This is a genomic window from Vibrio aestuarianus, from assembly GCF_028858425.1.
Lineage (GTDB): Bacteria > Pseudomonadota > Gammaproteobacteria > Enterobacterales > Vibrionaceae > Vibrio > Vibrio aestuarianus.
The window spans coordinates 237,025-258,282 of the sequence record NZ_JAKNYQ010000002.1; the positions used below are offsets into that span (position 1 = coordinate 237,025).

At 41.8% G+C, this 21,258-nt stretch carries 17 protein-coding genes; 8 read left to right on the forward strand and 9 right to left on the reverse strand.

The features are described 5' to 3' along the window. Positions 1-21 precede the first annotated feature (21 nt). Entirely contained in the window at positions 22-543 is a 522-nt protein-coding gene (locus tag MCT08_RS14750) for a DUF2058 domain-containing protein (RefSeq protein WP_053311701.1), read from the forward strand. Positions 544-623: 80 nt separating this feature from the next. On the opposite strand, the gene MCT08_RS14755 is transcribed toward MCT08_RS14750, so the two are convergent. After that, positions 624-1,517, reverse strand: a complete 894-nt coding sequence (locus MCT08_RS14755) for a hypothetical protein (RefSeq protein WP_274678749.1) — start codon at positions 1,515-1,517, stop codon at positions 624-626. Between the two features lie 849 nt (positions 1,518-2,366). On the opposite strand from MCT08_RS14755, the gene MCT08_RS14760 reads away from it, so the two are divergent. Together MCT08_RS14760 and MCT08_RS14765 are read left to right on the forward strand one after the other, a co-directional pair. Then, on the forward strand, positions 2,367-2,852 hold the full coding sequence (locus MCT08_RS14760; RefSeq protein WP_274678750.1) for a hypothetical protein: 486 nt from the start codon (positions 2,367-2,369) through the stop codon (positions 2,850-2,852). Positions 2,853-3,024: 172 nt separating this feature from the next. Next, entirely contained in the window at positions 3,025-3,579 is a 555-nt protein-coding gene (locus MCT08_RS14765; RefSeq protein ID WP_168524449.1) for a hypothetical protein, read from the forward strand. Between the two features lie 196 nt (positions 3,580-3,775). Here MCT08_RS14765 and MCT08_RS14770 read toward each other — a convergent pair whose 3' ends face one another. The 3 genes from MCT08_RS14770 to MCT08_RS14780 form a co-directional block, all read right to left on the reverse strand. Then, positions 3,776-6,607 (reverse strand): FAD-binding and (Fe-S)-binding domain-containing protein, encoded by a 2,832-nt coding sequence (locus tag MCT08_RS14770; protein WP_274678751.1) that lies wholly within the window; start codon positions 6,605-6,607, stop codon positions 3,776-3,778. A gap of 36 nt (positions 6,608-6,643) precedes the next feature. Continuing rightward, entirely contained in the window at positions 6,644-7,780 is a 1,137-nt protein-coding gene (lldD, locus tag MCT08_RS14775) for an FMN-dependent L-lactate dehydrogenase LldD (protein WP_274675682.1), read from the reverse strand. A gap of 77 nt (positions 7,781-7,857) precedes the next feature. Further along, positions 7,858-9,552: an L-lactate permease gene (locus tag MCT08_RS14780; protein WP_053311709.1), complete on the reverse strand. Its 1,695-nt coding sequence runs from the start codon at positions 9,550-9,552 to the stop codon at positions 7,858-7,860. Positions 9,553-9,763: 211 nt separating this feature from the next. Between MCT08_RS14780 and MCT08_RS14785 the strand changes: the two genes are divergently transcribed. The 3 genes from MCT08_RS14785 (at position 9,764) to MCT08_RS14795 (ending at position 12,233) form a co-directional block, all read left to right on the forward strand. Beyond that, entirely contained in the window at positions 9,764-10,663 is a 900-nt protein-coding gene (locus MCT08_RS14785; protein WP_053311710.1) for a LysR family transcriptional regulator, read from the forward strand. A 270-nt stretch (positions 10,664-10,933) separates the two neighbouring features. Continuing rightward, entirely contained in the window at positions 10,934-12,064 is a 1,131-nt protein-coding gene (locus MCT08_RS14790; protein ID WP_274678752.1) for a T3SS effector HopA1 family protein, read from the forward strand. Positions 12,065-12,086: 22 nt separating this feature from the next. After that, on the forward strand, positions 12,087-12,233 hold the full coding sequence (locus tag MCT08_RS14795) for a hypothetical protein (RefSeq protein WP_168780670.1): 147 nt from the start codon (positions 12,087-12,089) through the stop codon (positions 12,231-12,233). A gap of 119 nt (positions 12,234-12,352) precedes the next feature. Here the strand turns inward: MCT08_RS14795 and MCT08_RS18700 are convergent, their stop codons facing one another. Then, positions 12,353-12,604: a T3SS effector OspC family protein gene (locus MCT08_RS18700; RefSeq protein WP_425609364.1), complete on the reverse strand. Its 252-nt coding sequence runs from the start codon at positions 12,602-12,604 to the stop codon at positions 12,353-12,355. A 558-nt stretch (positions 12,605-13,162) separates the two neighbouring features. Here MCT08_RS18700 and MCT08_RS14800 point away from each other — a divergent pair. Then, positions 13,163-13,888, forward strand: coding sequence for a T3SS effector HopA1 family protein (locus MCT08_RS14800; RefSeq protein WP_274678753.1), 726 nt, complete (start codon positions 13,163-13,165; stop codon positions 13,886-13,888). A gap of 192 nt (positions 13,889-14,080) precedes the next feature. Here MCT08_RS14800 and glpQ read toward each other — a convergent pair whose 3' ends face one another. The 4 genes from glpQ to MCT08_RS14820 form a co-directional block, all read right to left on the reverse strand. Then, a complete protein-coding gene (glpQ, locus tag MCT08_RS14805) occupies positions 14,081-15,139 on the reverse strand; it encodes a glycerophosphodiester phosphodiesterase (protein WP_274678754.1) in 1,059 nt (352 codons plus the stop codon). Positions 15,140-15,245: 106 nt separating this feature from the next. Beyond that, a complete protein-coding gene (gene glpT, locus MCT08_RS14810) occupies positions 15,246-16,619 on the reverse strand; it encodes a glycerol-3-phosphate transporter (RefSeq protein ID WP_274678755.1) in 1,374 nt (457 codons plus the stop codon). A 533-nt stretch (positions 16,620-17,152) separates the two neighbouring features. After that, the gene (locus MCT08_RS14815) at positions 17,153-18,052 is read right to left on the reverse strand and encodes a PKD domain-containing protein (RefSeq protein WP_274675705.1); all 900 of its coding nucleotides are present in this window, start codon (positions 18,050-18,052) and stop codon (positions 17,153-17,155) included. 468 nt (positions 18,053-18,520) lie between these two features. Next, positions 18,521-18,868, reverse strand: a complete 348-nt coding sequence (locus MCT08_RS14820) for a DUF3316 domain-containing protein (protein ID WP_274678756.1) — start codon at positions 18,866-18,868, stop codon at positions 18,521-18,523. Positions 18,869-19,412: 544 nt separating this feature from the next. Between MCT08_RS14820 and MCT08_RS14825 the strand changes: the two genes are divergently transcribed. Next, the gene (locus tag MCT08_RS14825; protein WP_172533046.1) at positions 19,413-21,248 is read left to right on the forward strand and encodes a M4 family metallopeptidase; all 1,836 of its coding nucleotides are present in this window, start codon (positions 19,413-19,415) and stop codon (positions 21,246-21,248) included. Positions 21,249-21,258 lie beyond the last annotated feature (10 nt).

Below are 21,258 nucleotides of genomic sequence, written 5' to 3' on the forward strand. Positions count from 1 at the left end.
AATAATTGACTTGGATTGATCATGGCAACTTTATCTCTACAAGAGCAAATGCTAAAAGCGGGTTTGGTAAACGCCAAAAAACTCAGTAAGGCAAAAAAGAGCTCTAAAAAATCTCGCGTGCAAGCACGTGAAGTGAAAGCAGCGGTTGAAGCGAAAAAAATTGAACAGCAACAGCGCGACAAAGTGCTCAACAAACAGCAGAAAGAACAGCTATTGAGCAAAGAAATTCAAGCACAAGTAAAACAGCTGATTGAAATGAACAAGTTGGATCTTAAAAATGGTGAGATCAAATACAACTTTGTTGATGGTAAGTTGGTTAAGTCACTGTATGTTGACTCATTGGTTCGTGACCAACTAAGTAAAGGCATTCTGGCTATTGCACGCTATGAAGAGAGTTACGCAGTTATTCCTGGAGTGGTGGCAGACAAAATCTTTATGCGAGATGAAGACAGTATCATCGAAAATAAAACCGCGGATGAATCCCTTCCTGAAGAAGATGACCCATATGCTGATTTCGTCGTTCCTGATGATTTGATGTGGTAAACCATTGGTGTACGTGTATACCACTTCAAGTGGTTTGGGTATAAGCAAAAAACGCTACACGTACACCATTTATCTCCTGCTTAATACAACTGCAGTGCTGCGTTTTCAATAGGCCTACGAATCTTTACATCATAGTGATTCCGACCATCATAAACTAAGTTGCTGGTGTCGAATTGAGTATGTAAATGCTCAAAGATGACGTCTGAAAAAACATTAAACTTTGCAAAATCGTGGTCATTGGCTGAGTGACTAAATAACTTGGCGAGTTCAGTTCCTGAATACCATTTTGCCAGATTATTATTTAATAAAGTGATGACGTCTTCATCACTCTTAGACTGTATAAGTGATTGTCTTATATTCAATGTTCTTAAACTAGACAATGCTGATTTTAGCGCAAATTCTAGCTCAGTATTAAATTTGTCTTTGACTAAGCCTTCTATCTCCTGAGCATTTATTTTTTGCTCAGAGGCATAATCCGTACATTGAGTTTTATCAACAAGAATGGCCCTAAAAAAACAGAGTCCATCACCAGCAACCTGAATTTCAGTCATTGATAACTCAGGTTTTTGACAGGGAGCACTAGGAGCCATTTTAGCCCGTTTGGAATCGGGACCCATACCAAGTTCTGATGGCATCTCTCTTTTTAAATTCTGTGTGAGCAATTGTGATTGATATTTATCTTGCTTATCCAGTTCTGTATATAGTCGTTGTAATAATTGTTCAATTTCTGGATTTAATTTTGGTTTTGTTTCTATATAAAGGTCAGGATCTAATTGTTCCTCTTTTGCTTTGGTCAGTATTTTAGTTATAATTTCGTTGGCATTGATTTCAGATTTTTTCTGAACAGTTTTTATATGCCGTATCTTTTTTGGCAAGTGATTTTCACCGCCAGTTGGAGGTCTGGGATGCTCATTAACTGAATTGATATTGCTTATTGAGATATTGCTTATTGAAGAAATAGTAGATGGACACATAAATATCACCCATGTTCAACATTAATCTGATCATCATCGTTTGAAATCGAAAGGTATGTCACTAGAATTTATGTGAAATATTATTATTCCGTTTTTCATTCACTAAAATTGACTTACTCAGCGCTCTTTTCATCATTGAGCATAAGCAGCCGATATAAATATTTTATTTCTATACTTACTCCCTCTGAGGGTTAATTTTTCTATACCCTTCCTACCTGCAACTATAAATAGTTTGGGTATATGGAGCACGAGCTTCGGATGCTTAAGAAAGATGTGAAGCGTGGTCAAACCAATGAGGAGGCACTAAACAAATATAAATTATCGACGCCTGTATATATCCAGAGATTGGTTGAATTGGATTCCATTAATAATCAATTAAGATGATTTACATTAGGCTGTGTGTTAAAAGCCTTTACTCAATAAGCCATTATTAGAAAGTCCCGAAGGGGGCTTTTTTCTGATTACTCGACAGTAAAATTCCTGTGGTGTAAGTACACCGAGGGGATCACATTTCCGAGTGTGATCGAGTGACTACCATTAATGTTGAACCCTTTCCCCTTGGTTATTACTACAATGACTCTAGTGATTATCTATGAATAAACCTTACTGGTCAGTATCACATTTTTTATTACATTAACATTACTGATTTTTAATATTATTTACTGATATAAATGTGTTTTGTATAAAAATTTCATTCTTTAAATTTTTAATAAGTCAGGCGGTCACAAAATCAGATTTAAAGTACACATCAACAAATCAACACAGTTGCATATGGTACTGATTTGATATTTACTGTGGTTGTTTGCAAAATAATTTGCAATACACACACAATATACAAAGGAGTACCTAATGATTAAAAAAGTGCTATTGTCCCTACCTGCGTTAATTATTTTTTCAAATAGTGTTATGGCTTCGGACTCAAACCAGCTGTTACAAGCTTGCCCAACGCAAATTGTTTATTCATATTCGTTGGCTGATCGATATACAGCCTATTCGACCGATCAGTTTGATTTCTCTTCTGTTGATACACTTGTTTTGTCAGTAACCTATCGAAATGATTCGCCCAATACTTTAGAGCTCGACTCCCAACCACAAGTTTGGACCCACCAAGATAATGATCAAAATGAGTTGCATTGGCCATCGTCTAATTTCACTTACGAGCCTCCTGTTGTTAACCCAGGGCAAGAATTTACTGTTAAAGGGGTCGTAAATATGAATACTGTGGTAATAAATGACAATATTATTACAATCAGACCACAAGTTCATGGTGGTATGTGGTTTGGTGACGTGGAAACGTACGCCCCCGTAGTTGGATATGAATTTATTTGTTTATAGAAGGATTAAGAAAAGCGAAAATAGTTGAGTTTAGAGAGATTGCATAAGTAAGAAATGAGACCATGCTGGTAGGTTTGAATTATTAGAAAATTCTGACTTTATCACTTGGTCTCTTTTCTAACAGATACCTCTATATTAAAAATTACTTTGATAATATAAAAATAGGTAGCTAATGATTAATAAAAATTTATTGAGCATGGTTTTACTAGTGTTTTTTTCAGGTGGTGTTTACGCATCGGTATTAAGTCAAGAGTTACAAGATTGCCCAACAAAAATGGTCTATTCATATCCTTGGGCAGATAAGTACACTGCATATTCAACAGATAAATTTGATTTTTCATCAAGTCCAATATTGTTTATGTCAATTACATTCCAAAATTTGTCATTAGATACTTTGGCTCTTACTTATCCACAGGTTTGGACTAACGAAGACAATCCTCAAAGTGAAGTACATTTTCCGTATTCATCGCTTAACATGACACCAAGTGTTGTGCAGCCTGGAGAGGAGTTCACTATCTCCGGAATTGTGGATACTACTACAGTTCCTGCTACTGATAATATTTTAACAATAAGGCCACAAATTAGTTATAGGGCTTGGTTTGGTGATGTTGAAAAATATGCTCCAATTGTTAAAACCGATTTTATTTGTTTGCAATACAATAATGGTATTTTAGATAAATTTCATTATTTTAGTAAGAAAAACAATGAATTTTTATCTATTCAGTAATAGAAATATTTTTTATTGACTGGCCTATATCTTTACGACTTGAAGCTGCAGAAGTGTTGGCTAAGTTCGTTCACTCCGATCACATTATTGATCATATGCTCATGAGGGTGAACTTGCTTCCTGACTGCAACTTCAAGTTGTTTTGGTATATAAATGTGATTGTTGTCTGTTATTTTAATATCATTACATTCCATATTCAGCGTGGTTTTGATACCTCATCCACCAAATATAAAATAGATTGATACGGAATGCCGCTATGGTGGGAAAGCCCAATTTCGCAGGTTCGACTGTTGCTAAATCCACGTTGGCAATGAGGGGGAACTTGTTCTTTCAATGGGTGAACGGCAGCGGCGTTAAGCTCTGGTGTGGTAAAGCCTTTATCGCCCGCCCAGCCGCAGCACTGAATATGTTCTGGCACAAGAACCTCACTGACGCACGCCTTGGTTAGTGTCAGCATCGCGGCCTCTAAGCCCATACGCCGCGAGCTGCAAGTAACATGCAGCATAACTGTCTCTTCTCTTGGCGTAATGGCGAGGTGTTGCAACAGATATTTACTAGCGAATCCAGTTGGTTCTAATACCTCAAGTGGCTTAGTAAAGTGTTCAATACTGCGTTTTGCACACGGGCTCGTGTCCATCAATATTGGGTATTGTCCTTGCTGACTGGCTTGCCACAATACTGCTTCTAATTGCTCTGCTTTTGATTGTGCGAGTTCATTCATCCCTTTACTGTCATAGGGCATGCCACAACATTGGCTACTGAGCTCGCTTGGTAGAATGACCTCATAACCCGCTTTGTTGAGCAACGATAACGTGACTTCGGTTAGTGGTCGTTGATCGCCAGCACTGGTTTGTTGGCCCATATTTCGGCTAGCGCATGAAGGCATGTAGACCACTTTTTTCTCGCGGCGTGGCAGGTTTTCGACCGCAATATCAAGCTGTTGTGCGTTCGCTTGTGGTAGCTCTGGATACCAAATCGGAGTTTTTCCTTTGGTCAATGTGCGTAAGCCATTGGTCGCGCCACCAACAATGTTTTTCCCCAGCATTTTTGTCGCCACTTGGTTGGCCTTCAAACCCGCTTTTGTGAGCGCTGTGGTGGTGGAAAAATGTTCCGCTGTCCATTTGGCGATTGGGACAAATTTTTGATATTTTGCACTGCGCAGCTTTTTCACCAAGTCACCTGTGTTGATGCCTACTGGACAGCGCTCTGCACATAAACCGGTTGCGGCGCATGTATCAAGCCCTTGGTATTCAAAGGTTTTCTCAAGCTCAGACGCTTCCACTGTTTCACCTTGTGCGTGGCGGCGCTGTAGTTCTCGATATAAGACAATGCGTTGACGAGGTGAAAGGGTCAGCGTGCGCGAAGGGCACACTGGTTCACAAAATCCACACTCTATACAGCGATCAATGAGCTCATCCGCTGCTGGCATCGGTTTGAGGTTAGATAAATGAGAATGCGGGTCGTCGTTAATGATCACGCCAGGGTTGAGTAACCCTTGTGGGTCAAACAGTGTTTTAATTTGTTGCATCAGAGCATAACCATCTTTGCCCCATTCTAATTCCACATAAGGTGCCATATTACGACCAGTCCCGTGTTCTGCTTTGAGCGAGCCCTGATATTTCACCGCGACTAATTCGGCAACATCATCCATAAATGCGCCATAACGGTCGATTTCACTTTGGCTATCGAAACCTTGCGTGAAAACAAAATGCAAATTGCCTTCTAATGCATGGCCAAAAATGATCGCTTCTTTGTAGTGGTATTGATCAAACAAGGCTTGTAAATCACGCACACCATTGGCTAGGTTTTCAACGGGAAAGGCAACATCTTCAATGATCACTGTCGTACCTACTTCACGGACAGCGCCAACGGCTGGGAACATGCCTTTGCGAATTCCCCACAGGGTGGCAACGGTTTTTGCTTCGGAGGTAAAAGGCACCGATTCGATGATTTTATAGTCACTCAGCGCCGCCATTACTGCGTCACATTGCCTGTGAAGTGTGGTTTCATCGCTGGCGTGAGATTCAATTAACAGTGAGGCAGCTTCCACATCTAATGTTGCAATGAATGCAGGCATGCCAGCTTTGTCGGCCACTGAGCGCATGGCACGGCCATCCATCATTTCCACTGCTGCCACAGGTGTTTTAGAAAGGGTGGTGACCGCTTGACTGGCCTGTTCAATGTCGGAAAACACCAACAAAGCCGAAGCTTTATGTGCGTGTTCAACCACGGTGTGGTAGGTGATTTCGGCAATAAAGCCGAGAGTTCCTTCAGAACCAATCATCAAATGTTCAATTACTTCAATGGGGTCTGAGTAATCCACTAAGGCATTGAGTGCGTAGCCCGTGGTGTTCTTAAGACGGTATTTGTGCCGAATACGCTGTGATAGTTCAGGGTTTTGTGCCGTTTGAGCATGAAGTTGTGCAATGCCTTCAATTAATTCGGGTTTGGCTGTTTTAAATGCAGCTATGCTCTCAGGGCTTGCTGTATCGAGCACTACACCATCCGCGAATACGATTTTCATGCTATCGACGGTGCGGTAAGAATTTTGCGCGGTGCCGCAGCACATGCCACTGGCGTTATTGGCAGCAATACCGCCGATTTTACAGGTGTTGATGGAGGCGGGATCAGGGCCTATTTTACGCTGAAAAGGGGCGAGATATTTGTTGGCATCAGCGCCAATGACTCCAGGTTGTAGCGTGATTTTTTTTCCATCGTCATGGATACGATGACCGCGCCAATCGTCAGTGAGAGTAATCAATACTGAATCCGATACTGCTTGGCCAGATAAACTAGTACCCGCAGCGCGAAAGGTGCAGTGGATGGCCAATTCTCGGCAGTTTTTAATGGCAAAAATGACCTCATCGAGATTTTTTAAACGCAACACAATCTTCGGTATCAGACGATAGAAACTGGCGTCAGTGCCATAAGCAAGGCGCTTAGCCTGCTGAGTGATGATACGCTCTGGCTCGATCATAGTCGCGAGCCTCTTTTCGAGTTGCTGATAGTTGGAATACGATTGCGCCATAACTGCTTCCTTTTTTGTGGTATTCGATGAATGAGCCTAAAGCTTAACGAGGGAGTCACGTGATAAATCAGCGATGGTTTTTGCCCCAGTTAAGGTCATCGCAACGCGCATCTCTTTCTCATACAAATCAAGTAAGTTCTCTACCCCTTGCTGGCCTTGCGCCGCTAATGCGTAAACGAACGAGCGACCAAGTAGCGTGCAGTCCGCGCCGAGGGCGAGCATACGCACCACATCAAGCCCAGAACGAATGCCAGAATCAACGAGAATTTTAAGGTCTCCCTTTACGGCATCAGCGATAGAAGGCAGGGCTTTGGCGGTGGAAAGTACGCCATCTAACTGACGTCCGCCATGGTTCGAGACGATGATGCCGTCTGCGCCAAAGCGCACCGCATCTTTGGCATCTTCTGTATCTAAAATACCTTTGATGATCATTGGACCCTCCCAGAAATCACGGATCCATTCTAAATCTTTCCATGAAATTGATGGGTCAAAATTGTCCCCTAGCCAACCAATATAGTCTTCCAATTTAGTTGGCGTACCGCGATAAGTCGAGATGTTACCTAAATCGTGCGGTTTCCCCATCAGACCAACATCCCACGCCCAGCTTGGGTGCTTCATCGCTTGAAACATACGGCGCATTGCCGCATTTGGGCCACTCATGCCTGAATGCATATCACGGTAACGCGCACCGGGAACTGGCATATCAACGGTAAATACCAAGTTTTTAACCCCAGCAGCTTTGGCGCGTTCTAGGACGTTCTTCATAAAACCGCGATCTTTGAGTACATATAACTGAAACCAAATAGGGCGTGCAAGAGCATCAGAGACTTCTTCTATCGGACAAACAGAAACCGTAGAAAGGGTAAATGGGATACCTTTATTTTCCGCTGCACGCGCTGCTTGCACTTCACCACGGCGAGCATACATGCCGGTTAAGCCAACAGGAGCAAGGGCGATCGGCATCGCTAGTGGTTCACCAAATAGCTCGGTGTCTAAACTGAGCTCCGACATATCATTGAGTACACGCTGACGAAGAGCGATCTCCGCTAAATCGGCGGTGTTGCGTGTTAGTGTGTGCTCACCGTAAGAACCACCATCGATATAGTGAAATAGAAAAGGAGGCAGCTTTGCTTGGGCGGCGGCGCGATAATCAGTAGAGGCTGAAATGATCATAAATCGAATCCTAATTTAAGCAGGGCAGACATTGAGGTCTGCTCTGCATTATTTTTTATAAGTGATGAAGTTGATACTTACTTGGTCATTAACACATCGGTCATGTTAAAGCCGTAAATCACCACTAAACCGATCACGCCCGTCATCACAAGATAGTAGAAAGTTGGGATAATGGTTTTGCGCAGTGTTGCACCTTCACGCCCAAGCAAACCGACGGTGGCAGAAGCGGCGACTACGTTGTGGATCGCAATCATGTTACCTGCCGCAGCTCCAACCGCTTGTAACGCGACAACCACAACACTAGATATAGAGAGCGTTTGTGCTACTTCAAATTGGAATTGGCTGAACATCATATTGGAAACCGTATTTGAACCTGCGATAAATGCACCAAGTGCACCAACAGTCGCACTCAATGCAGGGAAAGCTTCGCCCACCAAGCCTGCCGCAAAATTAGCCGTGGTGACAGGCATACTTGCGAGGTCGGAACCATTGACGCCAGAGTTAATAAAAATACGCACCATAGGGATAGTGAACACCAATACAAAGCCTGCGCCAATTAAGGTTTTACTTGATTCACCGAAAGCTTTGACTAAAGGCATCGCGTTGCGAGATTGCAAAATAACCGCCAGCAGTGCGACAAAGACTAATATCCCACCAGGTAAATACAGTGGTTGAATTGCAGTGCTGATACCTGTTTCACCCAAAATGTTCGCAAAGGAAAGGCTAATGCCAGTGAGGAACGATTTAAATTCAGTACTGACTCGGCTGGCAACCAACACGACAGCCAGTAATACATACGGTGCCCACGCCAGTGCTAAGCTCATCGGTTTGTTTTTTATCTCTTCTACATCGATTTTAAGAGAGCCTAACCATTCTGCTGGCCATGATTTTTCTTCAGGAAAATCCCACTGTGACTTAGGCACGAGGAAGCCTTTTTTGGCTGCGGTGACGACCAAAGACAGGCCGACTAACCCACCAATGAGCGATGGGAATTCTGGACCAAGAAATACACCCGTGAGTGCGTAAGGAACGGTAAAAGCCAAACCAGAGAAAATGGCAAATGGCAGAATATCTAACCCCTCAGTCCAGCTTTTGTTTTTGCCGAAAAAGCGCGTCAACATCATCGCCATTAACACTGGCATCAGTGTGCCGACGCCTGCGTGTATTAACGCCACACTGGAGGTTATCTGTTGCAAATAGGCATCCCAGTTCGAACCGTTAGCGAGTAATGCTTCGCTGATATTGTGCGTATCTAACCCTTTGTTTACTCCGACGATAATCGGTGTTCCAACCGCACCAAAAGAAACGGGAGTGGATTGGATCATCATACCCATCAAAACTGCTGCCAGGGCAGGAAAGCCAATCGCAACTAAAAGTGGCGCAGCAATTGCTGCTGGTGTACCAAAACCGGATGCGCCCTCAATGAAAGAGCCGAAACACCAGGCAATAATAATAGCTTGCACACGGCGATCCGCCGAGACATCGGTAAAACCGTTACGAATGGTGGTGATGGCTCCGGTGTGTTTCAAAGTGTTGAGTAAGAAGATCGCGCCAAACACAATCCAGAGCACGGAAACGGTGATACCGAACCCTTGAAAAATCGATGCCAGAACTCGGTTGGCTGACATATCCCAACTTGTTAGGGCAATAACAACGGTTAAGCCAAAGGCCACCGGCATGGCTTTTTTAGCTGGCCAGTTAAGGCCAACTAATAGAATTGCCGCCACCACAATGGGGGAAAAGGCAATTAAGGCTAGTACTGTTTCACTCATGGATACTTCCTCGTAAAGTTTGCTCTTAGTGTTATGTGCTAATAGAAGAGCAGGTGTCCTGTAGGGTTTGGTGCTACTTATCCATCAATGACGGGTAGCTGAATTATTATATTTGTGATTTTTTTGTTAATTTGGCGTGAATTTACTCCTTTCTTTTTTTTGGATATAGGGAAATAATGAAAATAATTAATTCCAAAATTGGCATAATAGAATGCGAGCAGATGACTTAATCTTATTTTCACAAGTGATGGAACTAGGGAGTTTTAGTAAGGTTGCAGAACAAAATAGTCTTACAAATTCAGTGGTTAGTAAAAGAATTGCTCGTTTGGAAGAAGAGTTAGGCGTACAGTTATTATATCGAACGACGCGTAAATTAACTCTGACCGAAGCGGGCAAAGCACTATTACATGGTGCGAAAAATGTGAAGCTCGCCACTCAAGAAGCAATGGATGCGGTGGCCGGATTTGGTGAAAACGTCAGTGGCCATATAAAAATGTCAGTACCTACGATATCAGGTGATCTGATTTTGGCTGATGCGGTGGCGGAATTTTGTAATTCTCACCCTGGGTTGACGGTCGATATGTCGCTCGACAACCGTTTTGTCGATTTGGTTGAAGGCGGTTTTGACTTAGTGATCCGCACAGGTTACTTGGAAGATTCAAGCCTGATAGCGCGCCATATTTTAGACTCACAATGGGTCGTTTGTGCCTCTCCGTCTTACATCGCTAAAAATGGTAAACCATTAAAACCGGAAGACTTAACGAGCCACAATTGTTTGCAATACGCTTATCAAACCACGGGCGCAAGCGAATGGGAGTTTAAAGGTCATAAAGGGAATTATATCGTCAGAGTAGCCGGGAGCTTTTCAACCGATAACGCGACCGCACTAAGAAAAGCCGCCTTAGGTGGTCACGGTATCGCTTATGTCCCGCGTTGTTTGGTCTATCACGATTTTCGCAACGGCCAGTTGGTTGATATTTTCCCTGAACAGGTTGGCAAAAAACTAGGCATTTACGCGGTCTATCCGTTTACGCGCCAGCCCCCGAATAAAGTCAGGTTATTGATTGAACATATTCGTGCGCGTTATCTGACCATTTCTCATTATTTTTGAGTGTGTGACACGAAAATCTTGGAAACGAAATTGCAAGCATAATTAGCAAATCTATACCCAAACAACTTGAAGTTGCAGGTAGGCGGCAAGTAAGACAATATCTTGATTTCATAACGCTTTTTCATCAAATGAATATGTGGTATTTCTCTGCGGTTTTTATAGGATTAATCGTTAGGTCTTGTTTTTTCGGTATATTCCATAAATAGTCTGTTGAATATAATTTTTTATTATAAATAATCAGCTTTACTCAATTTGAATGGATGTTTATTTATGCGTGTGAACTTAAACTCACCTAAAATACCTAGTGACAGCTCTGTACCACATGAGGGCATAATACCAAAAGGTACCCTAAGTGTTATCTCAATAAGCAATACAAGTCCTACCGCCTCGGAAACTCTGCCGCTGAGCATTAAACGCTTGTCCTTTTCAGGAGAAGAAGAATCTTTTGATCATAGCTCAGAGGGAACAAGTAGTGCCTCAATATACCCTGATAATAACTCTGCGCTACATCGCATAATATCAAAAATGGAAGAACGCAGTCCCCTAAGCGTTCGATTGAGTAGTGCCTCAATATACGAGCAAGCGAGTAGGTTCGTTCATGAGTATCCTGGTATTCTTTCTAAAGCCGACCCATTGGGATTGGGGTTCTCCGCTCTGCTGTATAAAATGTATGCAGATGACACGCATCCAGATATGAAGGGTCTTAACAAGATTCAGAAAGAAGAGTTATGCGATAGATTATCCGAGATTCGTCAAAAAGGTGAGGTTCATATTTCTGAACAAAGCCCAGGGTTTTCTGAGTTCTTGCCTAATAAATTTGGTCATAATTATTTTATCAGTCCGCTATCTGATCGCGCTGATCGCGGGGAGCCGAAGATACATTCACGACTTACTTTAACGTTGCAGAGTTCTAAAGTAAAAGACGTGCTCTGTTTCTTAGCTGGGATGGTTAGAGATAATCCATCTATCATAGTGGGCAAAATGTTGAGTCCAGATTCTCAAGGCTTTAGGACAGAGAGTGTTATACTCTATTTACAAGATACTGATATCGATAAAGCTCGTGAACTAGCGGCGCAGCTCAACGATGATCCTACTTTAAAAGCAGCATTAATCGACCATACCCCGATGGGTATGAAATCTTTAGCACCAGGCGTGTCTTACTCTGAGTTTTCTAACATATTTCCTCCTGGTCTACCTGGTATATGTGTAATAGGTGGAAGCAGCCATGGCCGTTCTATGTCTTACATTGTAGCTAGTGCAATTGCAAAGTGGGCAAAGCAAGAAGATCGAACGGATCCAAAACTCTATCAATATATAGCTCAGGAATTTAGGATGTGTGGCTATGATCCTAAAGATAGCGCATTACTGAGTAAAAAATCGAACGGAGCGAGAACTCAATAGATATATAGCTCAGGAATTTAGGATGTGTGGCTATGATCCTAACGATCGCGCATTATTGCGTAATCGATTCGATGATATAGAACTGGTGCCGTTTTTTGTGCCGTTTTGGATAGATTATCGCCACCAACAAATTGACGCCATTACTTATTACTTGGGAGGGGGGAAGTAATGGCGTCTTTTAATCAGGAGTAAAGCAATATTTATTTGTGATGCAAGAAAGTCGCCGCTTTATTTTTGAGTGTGTGACACGAAAATCTGGAAACGAAATGTCAAGAATAATGAGCAAATCTATACCCAAACAACTTGAAGTTGCAGGTAGGCGGCAAGTGAGTTTATCCCCATGAGCATAGATAAACTATGTGATTGGGGTGAGCGAATGTAGCCAACACCGCTATTATCGAAATGATCGGTTAATGTGAGATATCCGTATGGGAAAAGTTGCTGCGTTATATAGGCATTAGCGCTGAAGTCGACCGCTGTGTGTAACGTATTGAGTGGAAGTTGATATTCATCATCGGAAAGCTCAACGATAAAGACAATATATTGATTTCATAACGCTTTTTCATCAAATAAACATGTGGTATTTCTCTGCGGTTTTTATAGGATTAATCGTTAGGTCTTGTTTTTTCGGTATATTCCATAAACAGTCTGTTGAATATAATTTTTTATTATAAATAATCAGCCTTACTCAATTTGAATGGATGCTTATTTATGCCTGTGAACTTAAACTCACCTAAAATACCTAGTGACAGCTCTGTACCACATGAGGACGTAATACCAAAAGGTACCCTAAGCGTTATCTCAATAAGCAATACAAATCCTACCGCCTCGGAAACTCAGCTGTCGAGCATTAAAAGCTCGTCTTTTTCAGAAAAAGAATTTTCTGATCGTAGCTCAAAGGGAACAAGTAGTGCCTCAATATACCCTGATAATAACTCTGCGCTACATCGCATAATATCAAAAATGGAAGAACGCAGTCCCCTAAGCGTTCGATTGAGTAGTACCTCAATATACGAGCAAGCGAGTAGGTTCGTTCATGAGTATCCTGATATTCTTTCTCGAAACGACCTAGAGTTGTTGTCCAATCAGCTGTATAAAATGTATACAGCTGACACGCATCCAGATATGAAGGCTCTTGACTCGACTCAGAAAGAGCAGTTAGTCAATGTTTTATCCGGTATACATCAAAAAAAGAAAGTTGGGATTATCCCACAAAACCCACATTATCCTCGCTTCGAGTTATTGAATAGCTATATACTGGCACGTCGTTTTAATTATTTTGTCAGTCCGCTATCTTATCGCGAGGGGTCGGAGATAAATTCACGAATTACTTTAGCGTTGCAGAGTTCTAAAGTAAAAGACGTGCTCCCTTTCTTAGCTAAGATGGTTAGAGATAATTCATATATCGAAAATAGCAAAATATTGAGTCCAGATTGTCAAGGTATTAGGACAGATAGTTTTATATTCTATTTACAAGGTGCTGATATCGATAAAGCTCGTGAAATAGTGGCGCAGCTCAACGATAATCGTACTATAAAAGAAGCATTAATCGACCATACACCTATGGGTATGAAATCTTTAACACCAGGCGTGTCTTACTCTGAGTTTTCTAGCATTGTTTCTGTTGGTGGAACACTTGACAGCAGCCATGGTCGTACTAGATCTTACATTCTAGCTAGTGCAATTGCAAAGTGGGCAAAGCAAGAAGATCGAACGGAGCCAAAACTCTATCAATATATAGATGAGGAATTTAGTCGGTATGGCTATGATCCTAAAGATAGCGCATTACTGAGTAAAAAATCGAACGGAGCGAGAACTCAATAGATATATAGCTCAGGAATTTAGGATGTGTGGCTATGATCCTAATGATTGCGTAATTGATTCGATGGCATACAGAACTGGGACAGTTTTTTGTGCCGTTTTGGATAGATTATCGCCACCAACAAATTGACGCCATTACTTATTACTTGGGAGGGGGGAAGTAATGGCGTCTTTTAATCAGGAGTAAAGCAACATTTATTTCTGGTGCAAGAAAGTTGCCGCTTTATCAGGAAAATCGGTAAACAAGCCATCGACTTTTACTTTGTTGTAGAACACATCAAGCATATCTTCAAAGCTGTCTGCATACGGAGCGATGCGATCTTTTTCTGCGCGGAATGTGTAGGGGTGAACCACTAGGCCTTGTGTTTTTGCTTCTTTCATCAAAGGCTTAATGATGATGTTGTCCTTGGTCGATGCGTCATCAACTAACATTGGTTTCCATGGACCAATACCATCGGCGTAGGTCGCGACTTGCTTCATTCCATTGGCTTCGAACATCCAGTCATAGCTGTATGGTTGGGCTTGGTTGCCGTCATAAACCATGGTTTCATTCCAGTCGGTATACGCCATGAGCTGAACCAGTTTTAAATCCATTTTCATGGCGGGTAGCAGTTCGTCATTAATGCGCTTGAGTTCTATTGGATCAAAGCATTGTAGGTAGACTTTGTCTTCTTTATTCGTATAACCGTATTCTTTTAAGGTCGTTAATACGGCTTTACTGATGTCTTTGCCTTGGTGTTTGTGGAACCAAGGGGCTTTGATTTCAGGGTAAATGCCAATGTCATACCCCAGTGTTTTATTGAGCCCTTGGATTAGCTCGATTTCTTCAGCGAAAGTTGGGACAGTAAAGTTGGATTTCCACAGCGGAAAGCGGTCGGGGAACCCCGCTACTTTATTGCCTTTGTCATCGATATTAAAGCCTTCGGTCACGCGCAAGCTTTTGATTTCGGATAAGGTAAAATCAATCGCATAGTAGCGGCCATCGCTACGAGCGCGATCAGGAAAGCGTTCGGCAACATCTGTGACGCGATCAAGGTAATGGTCGTGTAACACAACCAGTTGATTGTCTTTGGTCATCACCACATCTTGCTCGATATAATCAGGCTTCATGCCATAAGCGAGCGCTTTGGCTTCTAATGTGTGTTCTGGTAAGTATCCAGAAGCGCCGCGGTGAGCAATCACTAGTGGGTCGGCGTGACCCCACGTTGAACAGGCTAAAGCAAGTAGTGAAAGTGCGAGTGGTTTCAATTTCATGTTTCTATCCTTAAAAACGCCCCCTGTCGATGCAGGGGGAGTGCTGTGTTCTAGGTGAAGAGAAGTGTGATGTCATACAATCAAACACATCTCGGAGTCAGTTCGATTACAACGTCGATGCTTTGGCGGCCTCGAGTCTGTCTTTTTCTTTATGATGCGCACGCTCACCAATGAATGCATACAGTAGGCAAAGAATAGAAATACCACATGAGGCAACGAGGATCATAAAACCACCATCCCAACCGAAGTGGTCAACGGTGTAACCGAGAATTGCATTAGCGGCCACAGCGCCACCGAGATAACCAAACAAACCGGTTAAGCCTGCCGCTGTACCCGCTGCTTTTTTCGGTGCGAGTTCAAGAGCATAGAGACCAATCAACATTACCGGGCCGTAAATCAAGAAACCGATCGCAACCAAGGCAGCCATATCGACCACTGGGTTACCGGCAGGGTTGAACCAGTAAACCAATACCGCAACGGTAACCAGTACCATAAACAAGATGCCAGCAGGTGCACGGCGGCCTTTGAACACTTTATCCGATACCCAACCACACAATAATGTACCTGGAATACCGGCCCATTCGTAGAAGAAGTAAGCCCAAGACGATTTGTCTACAGTAAAGTCTTTGGCTTCTTTTAAATACACAGGAGCCCAATCAAGCACACCGTAGCGAATCAAATAGACGAATGCGTTTGCAATTGCGATAGACCATAACAATTTGTTAGAGAAGACATATTTGAAGAAGATTTCTTTCGCAGTCATCTCGTTTTCGTGAGATTTATCGTAGTCGTCTGGATAATCGTTTTTGTATTCTTCAATTGGTGGTAGACCACAAGATTGAGGAGTATCACGAAGCGTCATCCAAATGAAAATAGCAACTAAAGTGGCGAAAAAGGCTGGAACATAAAAAGCAGCACGCCAGTCATCGTTGAACGCCCAAAGGCCGAATAAGAAAAGAGGTCCAATTAAGCCACCACCAACGTTATGAGCCACGTTCCAAACTGAAACAATTTCCCCACGTTCTTTGCGTGACCACCAGTGCACCATTGTACGTCCACATGCCGGCCACCCCATACCTTGGAACCAACCATTTAAAAATAGCAAAATGAACATTGCGGTAATACTGCTTGTCGCCCATGGCATAAAGCCAAAACAGAACATGACCGCTGCCGACATCAACAAACCTGCACTTAAGAAATAGCGGGGATTAGAACGGTCTGACACGCTGCCCATTAAGAATTTAGAGAGACCATAAGCGATAGAAACAGCAGCAAGGGCTACCCCTAAGTCACCACGGCTAAAGCCTTGTTCAATGAGGTAGGGCATGGCTAAGCTAAAGTTCTTACGAACAAGGTAATAGCCAGCATAACCAACAAAGATGCTGAGAAATAGCTGCCAGCGTAAACGGCTGTACGCACCGTCAACCCGCTCGGAGGCGAGCCGATCTATATGTGCTTGGGGTTTGAAGATACCAAACATAGTTAACCTCATTATTATTTTGCGATGGTTTTAAAGTTCGAACGCTAAAATTTAACTTCGTTCGAAAGAGGGTGGCATTGTCATGCGCAAACGAATGCATTTCTGTGATAAATGTTGCATGTGAATTAATTTACCGCTAAAAACAAATGATTAGTTTCTATTTTTAAGGGATTAATGCCAGGTATATTAATGAAATCGATTGCATTTTGTTTCGGATGTTATTTGTTATTGTTTGTTTAATGCTCGATTTTTATCGGTGCAGAGTGTTCCGATAAATGGGGAGCCGGAAGCGGAAGGAGTTAGACAAGCATAATGTTCTAAAATAGACATGTGGTGACGAACATGCACCATACTATTGATACTGAGTTGTGGGCGGTGAAATAGCGCATTGCCGAAGTTAGAACAATCAATAATGCGGACAAAATCATCAGTTCAATATGTAAATACCCTTAAACATAAATACTTAAGGGTATAATTAATGTCTCATCGCTCACTAAATTGTTCGATATGTGCGATAAAGGGTGGTTTATATGCTAAATCCGGTTATCACCTAGAACCTCTACATCTACCCAACTTTTAAACTTATTTGCATAGTATGAATTTGGATGGTGTATCTCTAGGCTGCAGTACGGAGCCGATCCACTGCCCCAATGATGGCCGCCGCATTGGTAAGTTTTACCCTCATATGTCACGCGATCACCTAATCGATATGGTGTTATAAGGCCCGCTCTGATATCAGATATGTCTTGAACTTCATAGGGTTTAACCTTATATGCCTTCGTGACACCGATAGGTCTCCAAACAGAGTATGAACTACTGCTGACACCATCAGGTTGCCAGCCATTAAGATCACCATTAGACAAATAAGTACCGAAAGTACAAGGTTCACCCATGACAAAGTGTGAAGGCTCGCCTAGTCCATTGTCGCTAGCTGGTCCAGCACTTAGGCCACGAACACATTGAAACTTCTTCTTTTTATATATAACTATATCGCCGACTTTATAGTACTTACCAAAGGTATAGGCTTTTTTCCCATTGCCGAATTTTACCTGCTCTGGCGCTTTGTAAAGATAGTAGTTTGCCTCATCTGAGGTTGTTGTGCCGTTGTCTTGTGTAACAGTTAATTTAAACGTTAGAACGACAGGCTCATCGACAACTCCGTTAAAAGTAAATGTTGTATCGGCCTTATTTTCATTTCTAATGGCTACGTCTGACATATTTGCGTTGCCAGTTACTTTGGTTAATTCCCAATTATAACTTTGAATTTCAGCTCCACTTTGCATTTTTGTTTCATCGAACGAGAGTGCAAACTTATGGTCTGGAAAATTGTAGAGTTGGTGATCGAAACCTGCGAAACCTGCAGTATTATATGCTGATGCCATTGCTGATGAGCTTGCTATAAGCATAGATAGACAAAGTAATGTTTTTTTCATTTGTTATACCTTAATTAAATAGAATCAAGAGATTATTTATCAACAGAAGATTTAGAGAACTGTTGATGAGAATTATGCTAATGATTTGAAAAATAAAGGTAAGTGAAAAGAGTGGTGAAAAGTTGAATGTGATATTTTCAAGTATGGTCTGTCTGTGTCATTGTTTTTCGGAGTGAATGATGGATGAGATAAATAGTCATGATTTATGTCAAGAATGTATTTTATTTTTGTAAAAGTTATGTGTTTGGATATTCGCAGGGCAAATGTCTACTTTTATGTGTATGGAACCGTATAATTTCAAATGAATAGATGAAATTAATATATAGGTTAATGAAATGAAGATAAGAGGAGATAACCTAAGTTCAATGCCTTTTATCGTCAGTAGGGTTGTACCTCTAAAAGCATTTATATTTTATAAGGTTTAAAATGAAAGAGCCCTTATCATCAATGAGATAAGGGCTGGAATAATTAGCTTCTTTTGTTTTCCCGATATTGGAATTGATAGTCGACATCAACGATAGCGCGGTACTGAATTTGGCCAGGATTTTTGGCAAATGGTTCTACATGCACTTCCATATCATTTACTTTTACGCTTTGACCATTGAGTGATACCTCAGATATTGGCAGTTTATGCGCTAATTGGTTCGGTGACATGTTCTGGAATTGCTCGACCAAATCAAACCCTGCGTTATAAGCTTGTTGTTCGGTAGCAAAAGCTTCAGTTTTAAACGATGTTTCAGAGTTTGAAGTTCTAACACCGGCAAAAGCGGTTGTACTTATAGTTAATGCTGCAGCAAGAATCATTACTTTTTTCATCGGATTGCTCCTTTCATTGTGAAACGGTATTAATGATTTGATGGAGAAATAGTAACAATTTCGGTGTAAAGAGTCCGTCAGGCAATGTAAAGGTGGTGATAATTTCTGGTGTGGTTTTCTGACAAAGAGTTGTTATTACAGGTTTTGGCCAATTGTGTCAGATTTTACCCATTGAATAGCAAATAAATCTTCAAAGTGATGACTATGAGCATCACTTATAAAAAAAGTGAAAGCGATTGTTTAATTTCAAGTAAATATAAGCTGATAGTTTTATGTACCAATTAATGAACATTAAATTATCATTAATTGCTATCAATCTAATATATAAACATAAATTATCAATAATTCGTAGCTTTACTTTTGCTATTGTTTTTTTTGTGACCATATTATTTTACGTAAGATTTTTCCTTTTTTTGCGTATTGCTGGCGAAGCTGATTTTCTTGATCCAATTTGAATGTGCGAATTATTCGCAGTCACACTGTTTATGGTTGATAGGAAGTAAATCGTAAACGGATGCTTATAACAACTCTCTAGGATTGAGAAATGAAAAACAAACAACGTCAAATAAAGTGGTTATTCCTTGCTAGTTCAATAGCTGCGGCACTCCCAGTATCTGCAGCACAAATGGTGTCAGTTGATGACCCTAATGTGCTTGAGCAAGCACTATCACTTCAGGCTCGTAGTATTGTTGCTACACAACATGGCTTTCAACCTGTGAAAAGTGTCACATTACCAAATGGTAAAGTTAAAGTGCGTTATCAGCAGATATATAAAGGTTTGCCTGTTTTTAATACTTCCGTCGTGGCAACACAAACAGGCAAAGGAATCGGGCAAGTTTATGGCGTGATGGCTCAACAAATTGATGCTGATGTTGCTAGTACCTCGCCACAAGTTGAACAGCAACAAGCTATCAATATCGCGTTGGCCTATTATCAGCAGCAAGCCCCATCGTTGGTTACGCAAGATCTTAAGACAGAAAATGAAAACGCTAAACTCATGGTTCGCTTAGATGAAAATCAAATCGCTCATGTGGTGTATCTGGTTGATTTCTTCGTGGCGACCAGTGAACCGTCACGCCCATTTTTCTTTATTGATGCGATGAGCGGTGAAGTATTGCAAACTTGGGAAGGCTTGAATCACGTTGAAGCGGCCGCTTCTGGCCCTGGTGGGAATCAAAAAACGGGTTTGTATCAGTACGGGATGGATTATCCAAATTTTATCGTCGATAAGGTCGGTAGCACTTGTAGCATGGTGAATAGTGCGGTGAAAACGGTCGATATGAAAAACGCCACATCGGGCGGTTCAACGTTCAGCTATTCATGTACAGACGCGAGCAATTACAACGATCACAAGTCGATCAATGGGGCTTATTCTCCACTGAATGATGCGCACTACTTTGGTAAAGTGGTGTTTGATATGTATAAAGATTGGATGAACACTTCACCACTGACTTTCCAGCTAACCATGCGTGTGCATTACGATAGTAACTATGAAAATGCGTTTTGGAATGGTTCATCGATGACGTTTGGTGATGGCCAGAATACGTTTTATCCACTGGTTGATATTAACGTTAGTGCTCACGAAGTCAGTCACGGTTTTACCGAGCAAAATTCTGGCCTGGTTTATGCGAATATGTCTGGTGGTATCAATGAAGCGTTCTCTGATATCGCTGGTGAAGCCGCAGAATTCTATATGAAAGGCAGTGTCGATTGGGTAGTAGGCAGTGACATTTTTAAGTCCTCTGGAGGTCTGCGTTATTTCGACCAACCATCGAAAGATGGTCGTTCTATTGATCATGCTTCTCGATACTACAACGGTCTAAATGTGCATAATTCAAGCGGTGTGTTTAACCGGGCATATTATCTGTTAGCCAATAAAGCCAATTGGTCGGTACGCAAAGGTTTTGAAGTATTTACGGTTGCTAACCAATTGTATTGGACAGCTAACAGCACCTTTGACCAAGGTGGCTGTGGTGTGGCAAAAGCCGCGCAAGACTTAGGCTATACCGTAGTTGACGTGGTTGATGCATTTAATCAAGTTGGTGTGAATGCAAACTGCGGTGCTTTGCCTCCAACCGATAATGTGTTGGAAAAAGGTCAGCCAGTGTCGGCTTTGCAAGGGGCCAAAGGCTCTGAAGTTTACTACAACTTTACAGTGGTAAGTTCATCTAATGTGAAAGTCTCTACCAGTTCTGGTACAGGTGATGCCGATCTCTATGTAAAAATTGGTAGTAAGCCAACAACATCGTCATGGGATTGTCGTCCATATAAAGCGGGTAATAATGAGCAGTGTACTATCTCTGCTGAGCCAGGTATCACATATCACGTGATGCTTAAAGGTTACAGCAGCTATAGTGGCGTAACGTTAAGATTAGATTGATCGTTCTTGG